The organism is Bradyrhizobium altum, assembly GCF_020889705.1.
GTDB classification, from domain to species: domain Bacteria; phylum Pseudomonadota; class Alphaproteobacteria; order Rhizobiales; family Xanthobacteraceae; genus Bradyrhizobium; species Bradyrhizobium altum.
The window spans coordinates 1-14412 of record NZ_JACMYP010000055.1; the positions used below are offsets into that span (position 1 = coordinate 1).

General features: G+C 65.1%; 12 protein-coding genes and 1 pseudogene. 7 read left to right on the forward strand and 6 right to left on the reverse strand.

Annotated features, from left to right (window positions below; genetic code table 11):
* The 4 genes from H8B02_RS16190 to H8B02_RS16205 all read right to left on the reverse strand — a co-directional run.
* The coding region (locus H8B02_RS16190; protein WP_229167147.1) for an acyl-CoA dehydrogenase family protein at positions 1-411 on the reverse strand (411 nt) is incomplete at its 3' end.
* Entirely contained in the window at positions 405-1202 is a 798-nt protein-coding gene (locus H8B02_RS16195; RefSeq protein WP_229167148.1) for an ABC transporter ATP-binding protein, read from the reverse strand. The genes H8B02_RS16195 and H8B02_RS16190, both read right to left, overlap by 7 nt.
* On the reverse strand, positions 1196-2212 hold the full coding sequence (locus H8B02_RS16200; protein WP_229167149.1) for an ABC transporter permease: 1017 nt from the start codon (positions 2210-2212) through the stop codon (positions 1196-1198). The genes H8B02_RS16195 and H8B02_RS16200 overlap by 7 nt, the downstream gene beginning before the upstream one ends.
* Positions 2190-3287 carry an ABC transporter substrate-binding protein gene (locus H8B02_RS16205; RefSeq protein ID WP_376711669.1) on the reverse strand — a complete coding sequence of 366 codons (1098 nt, stop codon included), beginning with the start codon at positions 3285-3287 and terminating at the stop codon, positions 2190-2192. The genes H8B02_RS16200 and H8B02_RS16205 overlap by 23 nt, the downstream gene beginning before the upstream one ends.
* Positions 3288-3758: 471 nt before the next feature.
* Between H8B02_RS16205 and H8B02_RS16210 the strand changes: the two genes are divergently transcribed.
* Complete coding sequence (locus H8B02_RS16210) at positions 3759-4745, forward strand: ABC transporter substrate-binding protein (protein ID WP_229167151.1); 987 nt, start codon at positions 3759-3761, stop codon at positions 4743-4745.
* A gap of 317 nt (positions 4746-5062) precedes the next feature.
* The gene (locus H8B02_RS16215; protein WP_229167152.1) at positions 5063-5842 is read left to right on the forward strand and encodes an SDR family oxidoreductase; all 780 of its coding nucleotides are present in this window, start codon (positions 5063-5065) and stop codon (positions 5840-5842) included.
* Between the two features lie 168 nt (positions 5843-6010).
* Here H8B02_RS16215 and H8B02_RS16220 read toward each other — a convergent pair whose 3' ends face one another.
* Positions 6011-6310 carry an HU family DNA-binding protein gene (locus H8B02_RS16220; RefSeq protein ID WP_021077434.1) on the reverse strand — a complete coding sequence of 100 codons (300 nt, stop codon included), beginning with the start codon at positions 6308-6310 and terminating at the stop codon, positions 6011-6013.
* A gap of 433 nt (positions 6311-6743) precedes the next feature.
* Here H8B02_RS16220 and H8B02_RS16225 point away from each other — a divergent pair, with 433 nt between their 5' ends.
* From H8B02_RS16225 to H8B02_RS16240, 4 genes are all read left to right on the forward strand, one after another.
* Positions 6744-8357 (forward strand): ABC transporter substrate-binding protein, encoded by a 1614-nt coding sequence (locus H8B02_RS16225; RefSeq protein WP_229167153.1) that lies wholly within the window; start codon positions 6744-6746, stop codon positions 8355-8357.
* Positions 8358-8466: 109 nt separating this feature from the next.
* The gene (locus tag H8B02_RS16230; RefSeq protein WP_229167154.1) at positions 8467-9444 is read left to right on the forward strand and encodes an ABC transporter permease; all 978 of its coding nucleotides are present in this window, start codon (positions 8467-8469) and stop codon (positions 9442-9444) included.
* Positions 9445-9446: 2 nt separating this feature from the next.
* The gene (locus H8B02_RS16235; protein ID WP_229167155.1) at positions 9447-10277 is read left to right on the forward strand and encodes an ABC transporter permease; all 831 of its coding nucleotides are present in this window, start codon (positions 9447-9449) and stop codon (positions 10275-10277) included.
* Positions 10274-11899, forward strand: a complete 1626-nt coding sequence (locus tag H8B02_RS16240) for an ABC transporter ATP-binding protein (protein WP_229167156.1) — start codon at positions 10274-10276, stop codon at positions 11897-11899. Before H8B02_RS16235 ends, H8B02_RS16240 begins: the two co-directional genes overlap by 4 nt.
* A 38-nt stretch (positions 11900-11937) precedes the next feature.
* On the opposite strand, the pseudogene H8B02_RS16245 reads toward H8B02_RS16240, so the two are convergent.
* Positions 11938-13304: pseudogene (locus H8B02_RS16245) on the reverse strand (NAD(P)/FAD-dependent oxidoreductase).
* A 128-nt stretch (positions 13305-13432) separates the two neighbouring features.
* Here H8B02_RS16245 and H8B02_RS16250 point away from each other — a divergent pair.
* Complete coding sequence (locus H8B02_RS16250; RefSeq protein ID WP_229167157.1) at positions 13433-14287, forward strand: VOC family protein; 855 nt, start codon at positions 13433-13435, stop codon at positions 14285-14287.
* Positions 14288-14412 lie beyond the last annotated feature (125 nt).

A 14412-nucleotide genomic window follows, 5' to 3' on the forward strand; every position in this document is an offset into this window, starting at 1 on the left:
CGAGCCGAGTTCAGGCTCGACGCGCAGCGCATTGATCAGCGCCACGCCCTCGACCGTCTCCTTCGCGAGCTTGCGCGCCAGCCGGCCCGGCCAGCGCGTGCTGCGCGCCATCACCAGATGCTGAGTGTAATGCATCGACAGCACCAGCGCGGTCGACGGATCGGCCTTGCCGATGAGGCCGAGCACGCGCGTGGCATCGCGCGCGCCCGCCCCGCCTCCGCCGAGCGCCACGGGCACGGTCAGCGCCAGCAGGCCTTCGCGCGACAGGTCAGCGAAATTCTCAAAGGGAAAGCTGGCGTCGCGATCATGTACGGGCGCACGCACAGCAAACACCTCGGCGAGCCGCAATGCGCGCGCGATGTGCTCGGGCTCGTTCGCCGGCGGCAGCTCCCTCGCCGCTGTCGTCACCATGTCGCCTCCAGTCCGAGCAGGCCGAGGATCTGCTTGCGCAGATCGGCCAGATAGGGATCGCCGCGATGCCGCGGGTATGGCCGGGCGACCGCGATATCGGCCTTGATCTGCGCGGGACGATCGGAGAGCACGATGACGCGGTTGGCGAGCACCAGCGCTTCCTCGACGTCATGGGTGACGAGCAGCGTGGTAAAGCCCTTGCGCTGCCACAGCGCCACGAGCTCGGCCTGCATCGCGATCCGCGTCAGCGAGTCGAGCTTGCCGAGCGGCTCGTCGAGCACCAGGATCTTCGGATCGTTGACCAGCGCACGCGCCAGCGCCACGCGCTGCGCCATTCCGCCGGAGAGCTGGTGCGGATAGGCGTTGCGGAACGACGACAGGCCGACCAGCTCGATCACGGCATCGACCCGGTGCCGCTGTGCCTTCAGGATGCCCTGCGCTTCCAGCCCGAGCGCGACATTGTCCCACACCGAACGCCAGGGAAACAGCGTCGGGTCCTGGAACACGACGACGCGCGACGGGTGCGGGCCACTGATGCGGACTTCATCCTCGCGCAGCGCGCCGCTGCGCGGCTTCTCCAGCCCGGCTACCAGCCGCAGCAAGGTCGACTTGCCGCAGCCGGACGGGCCGAGCAGTGCCACGAACTCGCCGGGCGCGATCGACAGATTTACATTGTCGAGCACCGGCAGCACAGCGCCGTCGATATCGAAGGCATGGCTGACGCCCTCGATGTCGAGCTCGGCGCCGACGGCGGGATAGGTGATTGCCTCGGCGGCGGACTGCACTACCATTTGACGACACCCTTCTGCCAGACCAGCAGGCGGTCGCGGGTCCGGAACAATAGCGTGATCGCGCCGGAGCAGAGCAGCGACATCACGATCAGCGCTGCATACATGTTGGCATAGGCCGCCCAGCCCTGCGCCCATTGCAGGTACCAGCCGAGCCCAGCCTTGACGCCGATCATCTCGGCGACCACGAGCACGGCAAAAGACGAACCAAGCCCCATGAACAGGCCGACGAACACATGCGGCAGCGCGGCAGGAATTGCGACCTTCAGCACCAGGAACGACGGCTTGGCGCCGAGCGTGCGCGCGACGTCGTAATAGGCGGTGCTGACGCTCGCGACACCCGACCAGGTCAACACCGTCACCGGGAAGCCGGTGGCAAGCGCGATCAGGAAGGTCGAGGCGCTCCAGCTCGACGGGAAGGTGAAGAACGCGATCGGCAGCCAGGCGGTGGCGGGCAGCGGACCGATGAAGCGCAGCACCGGATGCACCCAGTAGCCGATCTTCTGCGACCAGCCGATCGAGACGCCGGTGATAAAGCCGATCGTCGCGCCGATGATGTAGCCGCCGAGCTGCAGCTTGATCGAGGCGAACACGCTGTCGAGCAGCTTCGGCAGATCGTCGGTGTAGACCTCGAGGATCGACTGCGGCGGCGGGAAGAACGGCAGCGGCAGCCAGGCGAATTTCGCGGTGGCGACCTCCCACAGCGTCACGAAGGCGCCGAAGGCCACCATCCATGGCGCGCGCTTGCGCAATGCCTGCCCGGCGCTGCCGAGATAATCCGCGCTGAATGTACCGAACAGGATGAAGGCTGCGATGACGATCGCGCCGATGCCGAGCGATTCCGTCCGCGACCAGTCGCCGACATCCGGCCAATAGAGGCACGACAGCCCGAACGCGAGCCAGACAAGGCTCGCCGCAAGGCCGACACCGTAGCTGCCGGAGAGGTTCGAGAACGTGACCGCCGCGCGCGGCGCAGCCGCGGCCGTCGTGTCAGACACTGAATACGTCGACATAGATCCGCTCCGCGAATTTGGCCGTGTCGGTGCTCTGCTTGAACACCTGCACCGATTTCAGGTCGTCGGCGTAGCCCTTGAGCTCGCGCTTGAGCACTTCGCCGGTGGGATGATGGTGATGGGTGTGGTAACGCGCCATCGCTTCGAGATCGGCGAGGCTCGCTGCCTTCGGCGCATAGGGCTGGAACGATTTCGCCGCCTTGTCCGGATTCTGCGAGGTGAACATCGCGGCATCGAGCAGCGCCTGGGTGATGGCGCGCGCGACGTGAGGCTCTTCCCGTACCAAACTACCGCGCAGGCCGACGATGCAGCAGCTCTTGTCGCGGTATTCGCCGTCGAGATTGGAGGCGACCTCCTTGTACTGCGCGTCCTTCAGCCAGAGATAGGCCAGCGGGTCCGACGACAGGAAGGCCTGCACCTCGCCCTTCTCGACCGCGACGTTCAAGAGATTGCCGGGATAGGCGCGCCAGTCGACATCCCTCACCGGGTCGATGCCGAGCTTGGAGAGCTGGATCGAGAAGAAGTTCTTGTCTGGACCGGCGAGATCGCCGACCGCGACGATCTTGCCCTTGAGATCGGCGAGCTTGCCGACGCCGGAATTGGTGCGGGTCAAGACGCGCATGCAGCCGCCATGGGTGCCGGCGGCGATCTTGACGTCAAAACCCTGCTCGAGCGGCTTCAACCAGCGCAGCGCCATGCCGAGCCCGGCGTCGCTCTTGCCGGTGGCGATCGCCTCCAGCAGCTGGTCGGTCGAACCCGAATAGTTGACGAGCTCGACATCGAGATTCTGCTTCTGGAAGAAGCCGTGGTCGATAGCGACCGGCAGCGGCGCGAGGCAGACCGCGCCGGCGTTCCAGGACAATTTCAGCTTGCGCGGCGCACCGGTCAGCGGCGGCGCATCGGAGGCGGTCTTGCAGATCGGGAACTCGGAGAAGTCGATCGCCGATGCGACCGGGCGCGGCGCGAAGGCCTGCGCGCTATAGGCGCCGATCGGCGCGGCAAAGGCTGCGGCGGCGCCAGCGCGCAGCAAGGTGCGGCGATCCATCACCGTTTTCTTGTTATCCGTCGACATCATCACTCCTGCATTTCGGCAAGGCTCCGCCCCGCGCGCAAAACGTCTCCGTCTGCACGCCCCGTCGTTCGAAGCTCATGGTTTAGAAAAAGCGGATTTCTCCGGCGCTATTGCCCTCAAAGCAACGCGCAAATGATGCGGCGCGACAAGTTCACCGTCAATGAAATGGAATTTCGAATGTAGTCGACGCGGCAGCTGAACTCTCCACGATCGCAGCGCGCGACGATGAAAGGATTTTCGCGCTCGTCGCGGCCCAGACGTGCAACGGAACGGCATCGATTGCACCAAATTTGAGCGAAAGACGGCCGCTTGCGCGACGTCTTCTACGCATAAGGGCTCGGCGAGATCATCCTTGCTGCGCGCGGGCCGATTTCAGTTTTCCGTTTCGTTGACGGCGAACGGCTTGCTCATAGACTTGATCGAACGCTGCCGCGCCTTCCGACGAGCAGCGAATGAATCAGAAAGAAAATGCATATGCGCAGACTGACCCGTCCGGGTTCTCCCTATAGTTTCACGCGCCGCACCGCGGCCGCGCTGATCACGGCCGTGATCACGCTGTCGACATCGGCCGCAGCCTTCGCGGCTGATGCGATCGTGCTGCGCGTCGGCGACCAGAAGGGCGGCAACCGCTCGCTGCTCGAGATCTCCGGCCTCGCCAAGGATCTGCCTTACAAGATCGAGTGGTCGGAATTCCCGGCCGCAGCCCCGATCCTGGAGGCGATCAATGCCGGCGCGCTCGACGTCGGCTACACCGGCGACCTGTCCTTCCTCACGGTCTATGCGTCGGGCGCGCCGATCAAGGCGATCGGCGGTACGCGCTCCGATGCTCGGACCCAGGCGATCCTGGTGCGCGGGGATTCGCCGATCAAGACGGCGGCCGATCTGAAGGGCAAGCGCCTTGCCGGCACGCGGGGCGGCTGGGGCCAGTTCCTGATCAGTGCGACATTGGAAAAAGCCGGCAGCAGGGTCGAGGACGCAACTTTCGCTCCGCTCGGCCCGGTCGACGCCAAGATCGCGCTGCTCGCCGGCTCGATCGACGGCTGGGCGGTGTGGGAGCCGTACATCTCCTACGCCAAGCTGAAGGACAATGCGCGTGTCGTCGCCGATGGCGAGGGCTTGACGCCGACCATCACCTTCATCGTCGCCTCCGACAACGCGATCGCGACCAAGCGCCCCGCGGTGCAGGATCTGGTGCAGCGGCTCAACAAGGCGCGGCTTTGGTCGCTCGACCATGTCGCGGAGTATGCCAGGAACACGGCCGAACTGACCAAGCTGCCGGAAGACGTGCTGTTCGCCGCCTACACCGCGCAGAAGACCAGCCCGATCGCGATCGACGAGGCCGTGGTGAAGGAAGTGCAGGCCGCCTCCGACCGCGCCACGCGCTACGGCATCCTCGGCAAGACGCTGGACGTCGGCAAGGCCGTCGACCGCAGTTTTACGGCCAGCGCAAGCTTGAACTAGCGCTGGCCTTCCACCTCCCCTTGAAAAGGGGAGGTCGGTTTGCGCGCAAGCGCAAATCGGGTGGGGATCCTACCTCCACAGACGCCTGCGTCCGCGGAGAGCAACCCCCACCCCGCCCACCCCCTTTCAGGGGGAGGGAGACGAGCGGCGGTGCCCACCTGATGGAGCATCAAGCCGCGCACCACAATGGAGACATCCGATGCCCGGCCCGCTCCATCTCGCACTGATTGTCACAGCACACCTGCTCTGCATGACCTTGTTGGTCGCGCTGTCGGTTTGATAGCGTTCTCTCAGGGCCAGCCCCAGGGAGAACAACAATGAACCTATCCATGAAGGACCGTGTCGCGGTAGTCACCGGCGGCAGCAAGGGCATCGGGATCGCAGTGGCGCGGCGGTTTGCGGAATCCGGCGCCAAGGTCGCGATCCTCGCCCGCGGCGCGGCCGACCTCACGGCGGCGCGCGAGGCACTCGCCAGGGACGGCCTCGTGGTGCGCGATTACGTCTGCGACGTCGCGAAGGCCGCCGACATCTCGAGGGCGTACGAGCAGATCGTCGCGGATCTCGGCAAGATCGACGTGCTGGTCAACAACGCCGGCACCGCGCGCACGCTGGCCTTCGAGAACATCAGCGACGAGGCCTGGCAGGAGGACCTCGACCTGAAACTGTTCGCCGCGATCCGCTTCAGCCGGCTGGTGTGGCCGGGCATGAAGCAGCGCAAATGGGGCCGCATCATCAACGTGCTCAACACCTTTGCGAAGGCGCCGGCCGGCAATTCAGCTCCGACCTCGGTGTCACGCGCCGCCGGCATGGCGCTGACCAAGGTCATGGCCAATGAAGGCGGCGAGCACAACATCCTGGTGAATGCGCTCTTGGTCGGCCTGATCATGAGCGATCAATGGGTCAAGCGGCACGCGGCCCAGGCGCCGAACACGGATTTCGGGGAATTCGCCAAGGGCCTTGCCAAGGGCACGCCGCTCGGCCGCATCGGCACGGCGGAGGAGTTCGCCAACCTCGCCTGCTTCCTGGCCTCGGAGCAAGGCTCCTACATCACCGGCACCGCCATCAATGTCGATGGTGGCCGATCGCCGGTGGTCTAGAGCCCCGGTCCTGGCTCAACCGGAAACCGGAGCTCGAGACTTTGCTTTGGCGCGTTTTCTTCACGCGAACCAGTGTCCACTTCGCTCGAAAACGCTCAAGCGGGCAACCAACGGCAGGAAGCGACGGCTCAAAAGCAAAAGGCCTCCGTCACCGGAGGCCTTCTATTCTTAAACCGCGTCCTTGGCGGCCTTGACCGGCCGTGCGCGGACGATCTTCCGGGCCGGCTTGGCCTTGAACATCATCTCTTCGCCGGTGAAGGGGTTGGTGCCCTTGCGCGCCTTGGTCGCCGGCTTCTTGACCACAACGAACTTGGCGAAGCCGGGGACGAGGAACACCCCGGCCTTCTTCAGCTCCTTGTGGCCGACATCGACGAGCGAGTCCAAAACGTTCTTGACGTCGCGCTTGGAGAGTTCGGTGGTGGTCGCGATCTTCTCGATCACTTGCGACTTCGACAGTTGGGTAGCCATGGTTGCTCCATTGATTCTGGAGTGGGCACGATATGGCGGAAAACGCCGAGAAAAACAGTGTTTTCTGCACTCACCACAGCAATATCGCTGTGGACAGCCCCCGAATCAGGGTTTTTTCCAGTGTTTTTTCCAGTCAAGTCGCTTCCGACCCCTAAAATTACAGCGTTTGCGCGGCTTCGGGGCTCCCGAAGCGGGCCCTAAAGAGAATCACTCGACGCATCTCGCGCCGCCTGTGTGCGACAATGTTGCCCGCAATTCGGGTTGCGATGCGCTGCGGCGCGCCACTTCAGGTTTCGGAAATGATCCGCCAAAAGGCCGAGGCATTAGAAAATGACTCGGGTTCCCATTCCATCGTAACATCGCAAAAGGGGCGGAGAGCCGATCGGCTGGCCGCCCGATGCAAGCCTTTATGTATGTTCCGGAGACCCCGCGTATGGATTTGTCCCGCCTTGAGATCAACCGCCGCACGGCCCTTCTGACCTCGGCCGCGATTGCGGCCAACGTCATCAATCCGATGCGGGCATTCGCGCAGGAAACCCCGCGCAAGGGCGGCGTGTTCAACGTCCATTACGGCGCCGAGCAGCGCCAGCTCAACCCGAGCATCCAGGCCTCGACCGGCGTCTACATCATCGGCGGCAAGATCCAGGAGAATCTGGTCGACCTCGACGCCAACGGCCAGCCCGTCGGCGTGCTCGCCGAGAGCTGGGAGGCGACGCCGGACGGCAAGACCGTCACCTTCAAGCTGCGCAAGGGCGTCACCTGGCACGACGGCAAGCCGTTCACGTCGGATGACGTCGCCTTCACCGCGATGAACATGTGGAAGAAGATCCTCAATTACGGATCGACGCTGCAGCTGTTCCTCACATCGGTCGATACGCCCGATCCGCAGACCGCGATCTTCCGCTACGAGCGGCCGATGCCGCTGAACCTCTTGCTCCGGGCCCTGCCCGACCTCGGCTACATCTCCGCCAAGCATCTCTATGAGAGCGGCGACATCAGGCAGAACCCGACCAATCTGGCGCCGGTCGGCACCGGCCCGTTCAAATTCGTCAAATACGAGCGCGGGCAATACATCATCGCCGACCGCAATCCGGATTACTGGCGGCCGAACGCGCCCTATCTCGACCGCATCGTCTGGAAGGTGATCACCGACCGCGCCGCCGCGGCGGCCCAGATGGAGGCCGGCGAGCTGCACTACAGCCCGTTCTCGGGGCTGACGATCTCGGACATGGCGCGGCTCGGCAAGGACAAGCGCTTCATCGTCCAGACCAAGGGCAATGAAGGCAACGCCCGCACCAACACCATCGAGTTCAACTTCCGCCGCAAGGAATTGTCCGACATCCGCGTCCGCCGCGCCATTGCGCATGCGATCAACGTGCCGTTCTTCATCGAGAATTTTTTGGGCGACTTCGCCAAGCTCGGCACCGGCCCGATCCCCTCGACCTCGACCGACTTCTATCCCGGGCCGAACACGCCGCAATATCCCTACGACAAGGCCAAGGCGATCGCGCTGCTCGACGAGGCCGGCTTCAAGGCCTCCGGCGGCAACCGCTTCTCGCTCAAGCTGCTGCCGGCCCCGTGGGGCGAGGACATCTCGCTGTGGTCGACCTTCATCCAGCAGTCGCTGGGAGAAGTCGGCATCCAGGTCGACATCGTGCGCAACGACGGCGGCGGCTTCCTCAAGCAGGTCTATGACGACCACGCCTTCGATCTCGCGACCGGCTGGCATCAGTACCGCAACGACCCTGCGGTCTCGACCACGGTGTGGTACCGCTCCGGCCAGCCCAAGGGCGCGCCGTGGACCAACCAATGGGGCTGGGAGGACAAGACCGTCGACAAGACCATCGACGATGCCGCGACCGAAGTCGATCCGGTCAAGCGCAAGGCGCTCTATGCCGACTTCGTCAAGGAGGTGAACACCGAGCTGCCGGTCTGGATGCCGATCGAGCAGATCTTCGTCACCGTGATCACGGCAAAGGCGCGCAACCACTCCAACACCCCGCGCTGGGGCTCGGCGAGCTGGCACGATCTGTGGCTTAGTGCATGATCCGGAAAAGTGGGGACCGGTTTTCCGACTGAATCATGCACAAAAAGAGCGAGAAAGCACGACGACGAAAGTCGTCGCGCTCTAGCCCTGGATCAGTCAAGATAGCGGCATGCGTATTCTGAGCCTTGCGGGGCGGCGGCTGGCCGCCTCGATCCCGACCCTGTTCCTGATCCTGATCGGCGTGTTCCTGCTGCTGCAGCTCGCGCCGGGCGACACCGTCGATGCGCTGATGGCGCAGATGGGCGGCGGCGATGCTGCGACCGCGCAACAGCTGCGCAAGTTCTACGGGCTCGACCTCTCGGTTCCGGCGCAGCTCGGCAGCTATCTGTGGCACCTGGTGCGGCTCGATCTCGGCTTCTCCTCGATCTACGGCAAGCCGGTGGCGACCGTGATCCTGGAACGGCTGCCGCCGACCATCCTGCTGATGACCGCGTCACTGTCGTTCGCGTTCTTCTTCGGCCTGGTGTTCGGCGTGATCGCCGCGCGCGGCGTCAACCGCTGGCCGGACACGTTGATCTCGACGCTTGGCCTGGTCTTCTACGCCACGCCGTCTTTCTGGTTCGGGCTGATGGCGATCGTGGTGTTCTCGGTCTACCTGCAATGGCTGCCGCCGGGCGGCTTCGAGGACATCGGCACGGTGCAGAGGGGGATCTGGCATGTGCTCGATATCGCCGCGCACCTGGTGCTGCCGACGCTGACGCTCGGGCTGATCTTCCTTGCGATCTACCTGCGCATCATGCGCGCCTCGATGCTCGAGGTCTTGAACCTCGATTTCGTCCGCACCGCCCGCGCCAAGGGGCTGGACGAGACCCATGTCATCACCCGCCACGTGCTGCGCAACGCGCTGCTGCCGATGGTGACGCTGATCGGCTTGCAGGCCGGCACCATGCTCGGCGGCTCGGTCGTGGTCGAGAGCGTGTTCTCGCTGCCCGGCCTCGGCCGCCTCGCCTATGAATCGGTGGTGCAGCGCGACCTCAACACCCTGCTCGGCATCGTCTTCGTGTCCGCGCTCCTTGTGATTGTCGTGAACTTCGTGGTCGATCTGCTCTACGCGCGGCTCGATCCGCGCATCGCGGCGGAGGGCTGACGATGGACACCGTGAAACGTTACTTCCGCAGTCCGGCCGCAGTGATCGGCCTGATCCTGCTGCTGCTCGTGATCGCGATGGCTGTTAGCGCCGGCTTCCTCTATCCGCGCGATCCGCTTGCGCTGGCGGGCCGGCCGCTGGTCTGGCCGTTCTCCAACCCGCGCTTCCTGCTCGGCACCGACAATTCCGGCCGCGACATCGCCGCCCAGATCTTCTACGGCGCGCGGATCTCGCTCCTGATCGGCGGCGTCGCCACCGTGATCGCGATCCTGATCGGCATCCTGGTCGGCGCCTTCGCCGGCTATTACGGCGGCTGGGTCGACAATGTCCTGATGCGGATCACCGAGGCATTCCAGACCCTGCCGAACTTCGTGCTGCTGCTGGTGCTGGTCGCGGTGTTCGGCTCGACCTTGACCACGGTGACGATTGCGGTCGGCGTGGTGTCGTGGCCCGCGCCGGCGCGGCTGACCCGCGCCGAGTTCCTGTCGCTGCGCAACCGCGAATTCGTGCAGGCCGGCAAGACGCTCGGCATGAAGGACGTCCAGCTCATCCTCGGCGAGATCCTGCCCAACGCGCTGCCGCCCGTGATCGTCTATGCCAGCGTGGTGATGGCAGTCGCGATCCTCTTGGAAAGCGCGCTGGCGTTCCTGAGGCTATCCGACCCCAACGTCGCCTCCTGGGGCAATCTGATCGGGCTCGGCCGCGACGTGCTCCGGGTGCAATGGTACGTCTCGGCGATCCCCGGCATCGCGATCCTCGTCACCGTGCTCGCGGTGTCGCTGGTCGGCCAGGGCCTCAACGATGCGCTCAATCCGAGGCTGAAGAGCCAATGAGCGACACCGTCCTTTCGCTTGACGGCCTGACCGTGCGCCTGCCCAAAGGCGCCGACCGGCCGCATGCGCTGTCCGACGTCTCATTGTCGATTGCTTCCAACGAAATCCTCTGCGTGGTGGGCGAATCCGGCTCCGGCAAGTCGATGATGGCGAACGCCATCATGCGGCTGCTGCCGAACGAGGTGACCATCGAACGGGGCCGGATGATGTTCGACGGCCGCGACCTCTGTGCCGCAGATAGCGCCGAAATGCGCGAGGTGCGCGGCGCCGGCATCGCGATGATCTTCCAGGAGCCGATGACAGCGCTCAATCCGCTGCGCACCATCGGGGACCAGATTGGCGAGATGTTTGCAATCCACACCGGCCTGTCGAAAGCCGAGATCAATGCGCGGGTCGAGGCACTGCTCGAGGACGTCCGCATCCCCGACCCCAAGGCCGCCGCAAAGGCCTATCCGCACGAGCTGTCCGGCGGCCAGCGCCAGCGCGCCATGATCGCGATGGCGCTGGCGCTGGACCCGAAGCTATTGATCGCCGACGAGCCGACCACCGCGCTCGACGTCACGACGCAGGCGCAGATCCTGAAGCTGATCCGCGATCTGCAGCAGCGCAAGAAGACGGCGGTGCTGTTCATCACCCATGATTTCGGCGTGGTCGCGGAGATCGCCGACCGCGTCGTGGTGATGCAGCACGGCGCGATCGTCGAGCAAGGCACGGCCGACAAGGTGCTGAACGATCCGCAGCATGCCTACACCAAGCAGCTGATCGCAGCGGTCCCGCCGCTGAAGGCGCCGCCGCCGCGCATCCTCTCCGGCAAGGACATCCTGACCATCGAGGGCGTCTCGAAAACCTACCGCACCGGCGGCTTTCTCGGCCGCGGCGCGCGGATCACCGAGGCGGTCAAGAACGTCTCGCTTCGCCTGCCGCGCGGCGCGACGCTTGGCATCGTCGGCGAGTCCGGTTCGGGCAAATCGACGCTCGCGCGCTGCATCGTGCGGTTGATCGACCCCGACAGCGGTTCGATCGTGCTCAACGGCAAGGACTGGGCAAAACTCGGCCGCGACGAGATCAGGCGCGAGACCCGCCATATCCAGATGGTGTTCCAGGATCCCTTCGCCTCGCTCAACCCGCGCCGCAAGGCGGCTGAGCTGGTGGCGCAGGGACCGATCGTGCACGGCACCGATCGGGCGACTGCGATCGCCGAAGCGCGAAAACTGTTCGAGCTGGTCGGGCTCGATCCGTCAGCCGGCGATCGCTACCCGCACGAATTCTCCGGCGGCCAGCGCCAGCGCATCGGGCTCGCGCGGGCATTGGCGCTGAAGCCGGACGTGCTGGTGGCGGACGAACCGGTCTCGGCGCTCGACGTCTCGGTACAGGCGCAAGTCCTGAAGCTGCTCGCTGGGCTGCGCCAGCAGCTCGGGCTCTCCATCATCTTCATCACCCACGATCTGCGCGTCGCCGCCCAGATTTGCGATCTCGTCGCCGTGATGAAGGATGGTGCCGTGGTCGAGCAAGGCCTGACCGCCGAGGTGTTCGGCAGGCCGCAGCATCCCTATACACAGGCGCTGCTGTCAGCGATCCCCGGCGGTGACTTTACGCGAAAACGCGATGCTTTGATCGCCTGATCGAGCCATCGCGCGCGTAGAGCAACGTCGGTCCACGTTCACCGTGAACGGCGCGAGGCGAGGAAGTACTCCGCCCAGCGCAGCAGCTCGAAGCGATCGCCCTTGACCAGCTCCTGCGCGTCGCGGCGGCGGTAGAGCACCAGCATCCAGGGCGCGAGCTTGCGCAGCAATCCGTGCGCCATGTACTGCACCGGCTCGGTGAACGGCAGCGCCAGTTCGTTCTCCGGCACGCCCTGGACGGCGCGCGCCAATTCGCGGCCGAGCGGGATCGTCAGCGCGACGGCGCGGCCGTTGCAGCCGGTCCAGCCGTATGCGTTCGGTCCGAGGCGATGCATGCGCGGCAGGAAATCCGCGGTCATCCCGACATAGCCGTTCCAGACATAGTCGAAGGAGACGTCGCCGATCTGCGGCCATATCAGCTGCAATCGCTCGGTCACCCGCGCCTTCAGCCGCCCGGTCTTGTCGCCCGGGCCGAGCACGGCTCCGCCGGTGACGAGGCGATTGCGGGCGTCGTAGCGCGCGAAATACAGCTCGCCATGGGTGTCCGACATCGCCTGCCGGCCGGGGATGATGGTCTTGCGGACATTGTCCGACAGCGGCTGCGTCGCCATCTGCCACGACAGCACCGGCATCACCTCGGTCGCGATCTCTGGCACCAGCGATTTCGCGAACTCGCCGCTATAGGCATTGGTCGCGACGACCAGCGCACGGCCGGAGATTTCGCCCCGCTCGGTCTTCACCACCCAGCGGTCGCCGCGGCGCTCGAAGCTCAGCGCGGGCGAACGGGCGTAGATCCGGGCGCCGAGGCCGAGCACGGTCCGCGCAAGACCGCGCGCCAGCGCCAGCGGATTGACATGGCCGCCGGTCCTGTTCCAGAAGCCGCCATACCACGCATCCGAGCCGAGCATGTCCCTGGTTTGATCGCGCGACAGCAATTCGACCGGCGCGCCTAATTTCGACCATTGCTGCACCCGCCGCTCCGCGATCCTGATCCGGCCCGGCGAATGCACCGGCTGCACCCAGCCGGCCTGCTCCTGCTCGGCCTCGATATTGTAGCGCTTGACGACGTCGAACAGCATAGCCGCGCTGTCGCGCAGCATCGCAACGAAGCGCTCGCCGGCCGCGCCGTGCCTTGCGATGATGTCCTCGGGATCGGGGCGCGACAGCGTCGGGATCACCTGGCCGTTGTTGCGGCCCGAGGCGCCCCAGCCCGGCTCGGCGGCCTCGACGATCGCGACGTCGACATTGGCCTCGCGCAGATGCAGCGCAGTCGACAGGCCGGTGAAGCCGCCGCCGATGATGACGACGTCGGCCTGTTGCGCGCCCGTCAATTCGGGGCAATCGGGCCGGGTGGCGTCACTGCTGCCCAGAGCGAATTGGGCCAGCGCACGGCATTGCTGCTCATCATGATCCTTTCTTGCGGGCGTCCGGTCATTCTGGTTAGCTTTAAAGCATGATCCGGGAAAGTGCGTAGCGGTTTTCCGAAAAGATCATGCTCAAGCAAAGTCCCTATTCCAGCCGGGAAGACAACAAGTGACACTCAAGAACGTCATCGGAATCGATCACGCCGTGGTCATGGTGAAAGACCTCGACAAGGCCGCCGAGAATTACAGGCGGCTCGGCTTCACCGTGTCGCCGCGCGGCACCCATAGCGCGCACATGGGATCGGGCAATTACACCATCATGTTCGACCCTGACTACATGGAATTGCTCGGCGTGCTGACGCCGACGGAACACAATGCTCCGGCGCGCGCTTTCCTCGAGAAGCGCGGCGAAGGCATCGAACGGATCGCGTTCACCGCGGTGGATTCGACCGCCGGTGCCGAGGAGATCCGCGCGCGCGGCTATACGCCGATCGGGCCGACTGATTTCGAACGCCCGGTGACGCTGCCTGATGGCACAGTCTCGGCCGCGAAATTCCGCACCTTCCAGTGGCCGACCACTGAGGCGCCCGGCGGCGTCCGGATCTTCGCCTGCCAGCACAAGACCCGCGAGACGGTGTGGATCCCCGAACTGATGACGCACGCCAATGGGGCAAAACGTCTCAAACAGGCGCTGATCGTCTCGCCCGAACCAGCGACCGATGCCGCGCATCTCTCCCGGATGATCGATATCGCCGCGAGGCACGATCCTGACGGTGCGGTTGCGGTGCCCTCCGGCGGGGATCGTGCCGACTTCGTGTTCCTGACCAGGGATCAGCTCGGCAAGCGTTATCCCGGCGTATCGCTGGATGGCCTGTCCGATCGCGGCGGCGCCGGCCTCGTGATCGCGGCCGACCTCGCCGCAACCGAGAAGGCGCTCGGCACAACCGGCGTGAAGAGCGGCAGCGGCATCACCGTGCCGCCGGCCGCTGCGAACGGCACCCTGCTTGCATTCGTCAAGGCATAACTGCCATACCATGCGCGGCGCAACGTTATGCAGCGGCGCCGCGCATTTGGGGCTAGGCACGGAAGGTTGAGACGCTCAAACATTGATGCGATTGCAAATCGCATCAACGTTCTCGCTCAATTTCT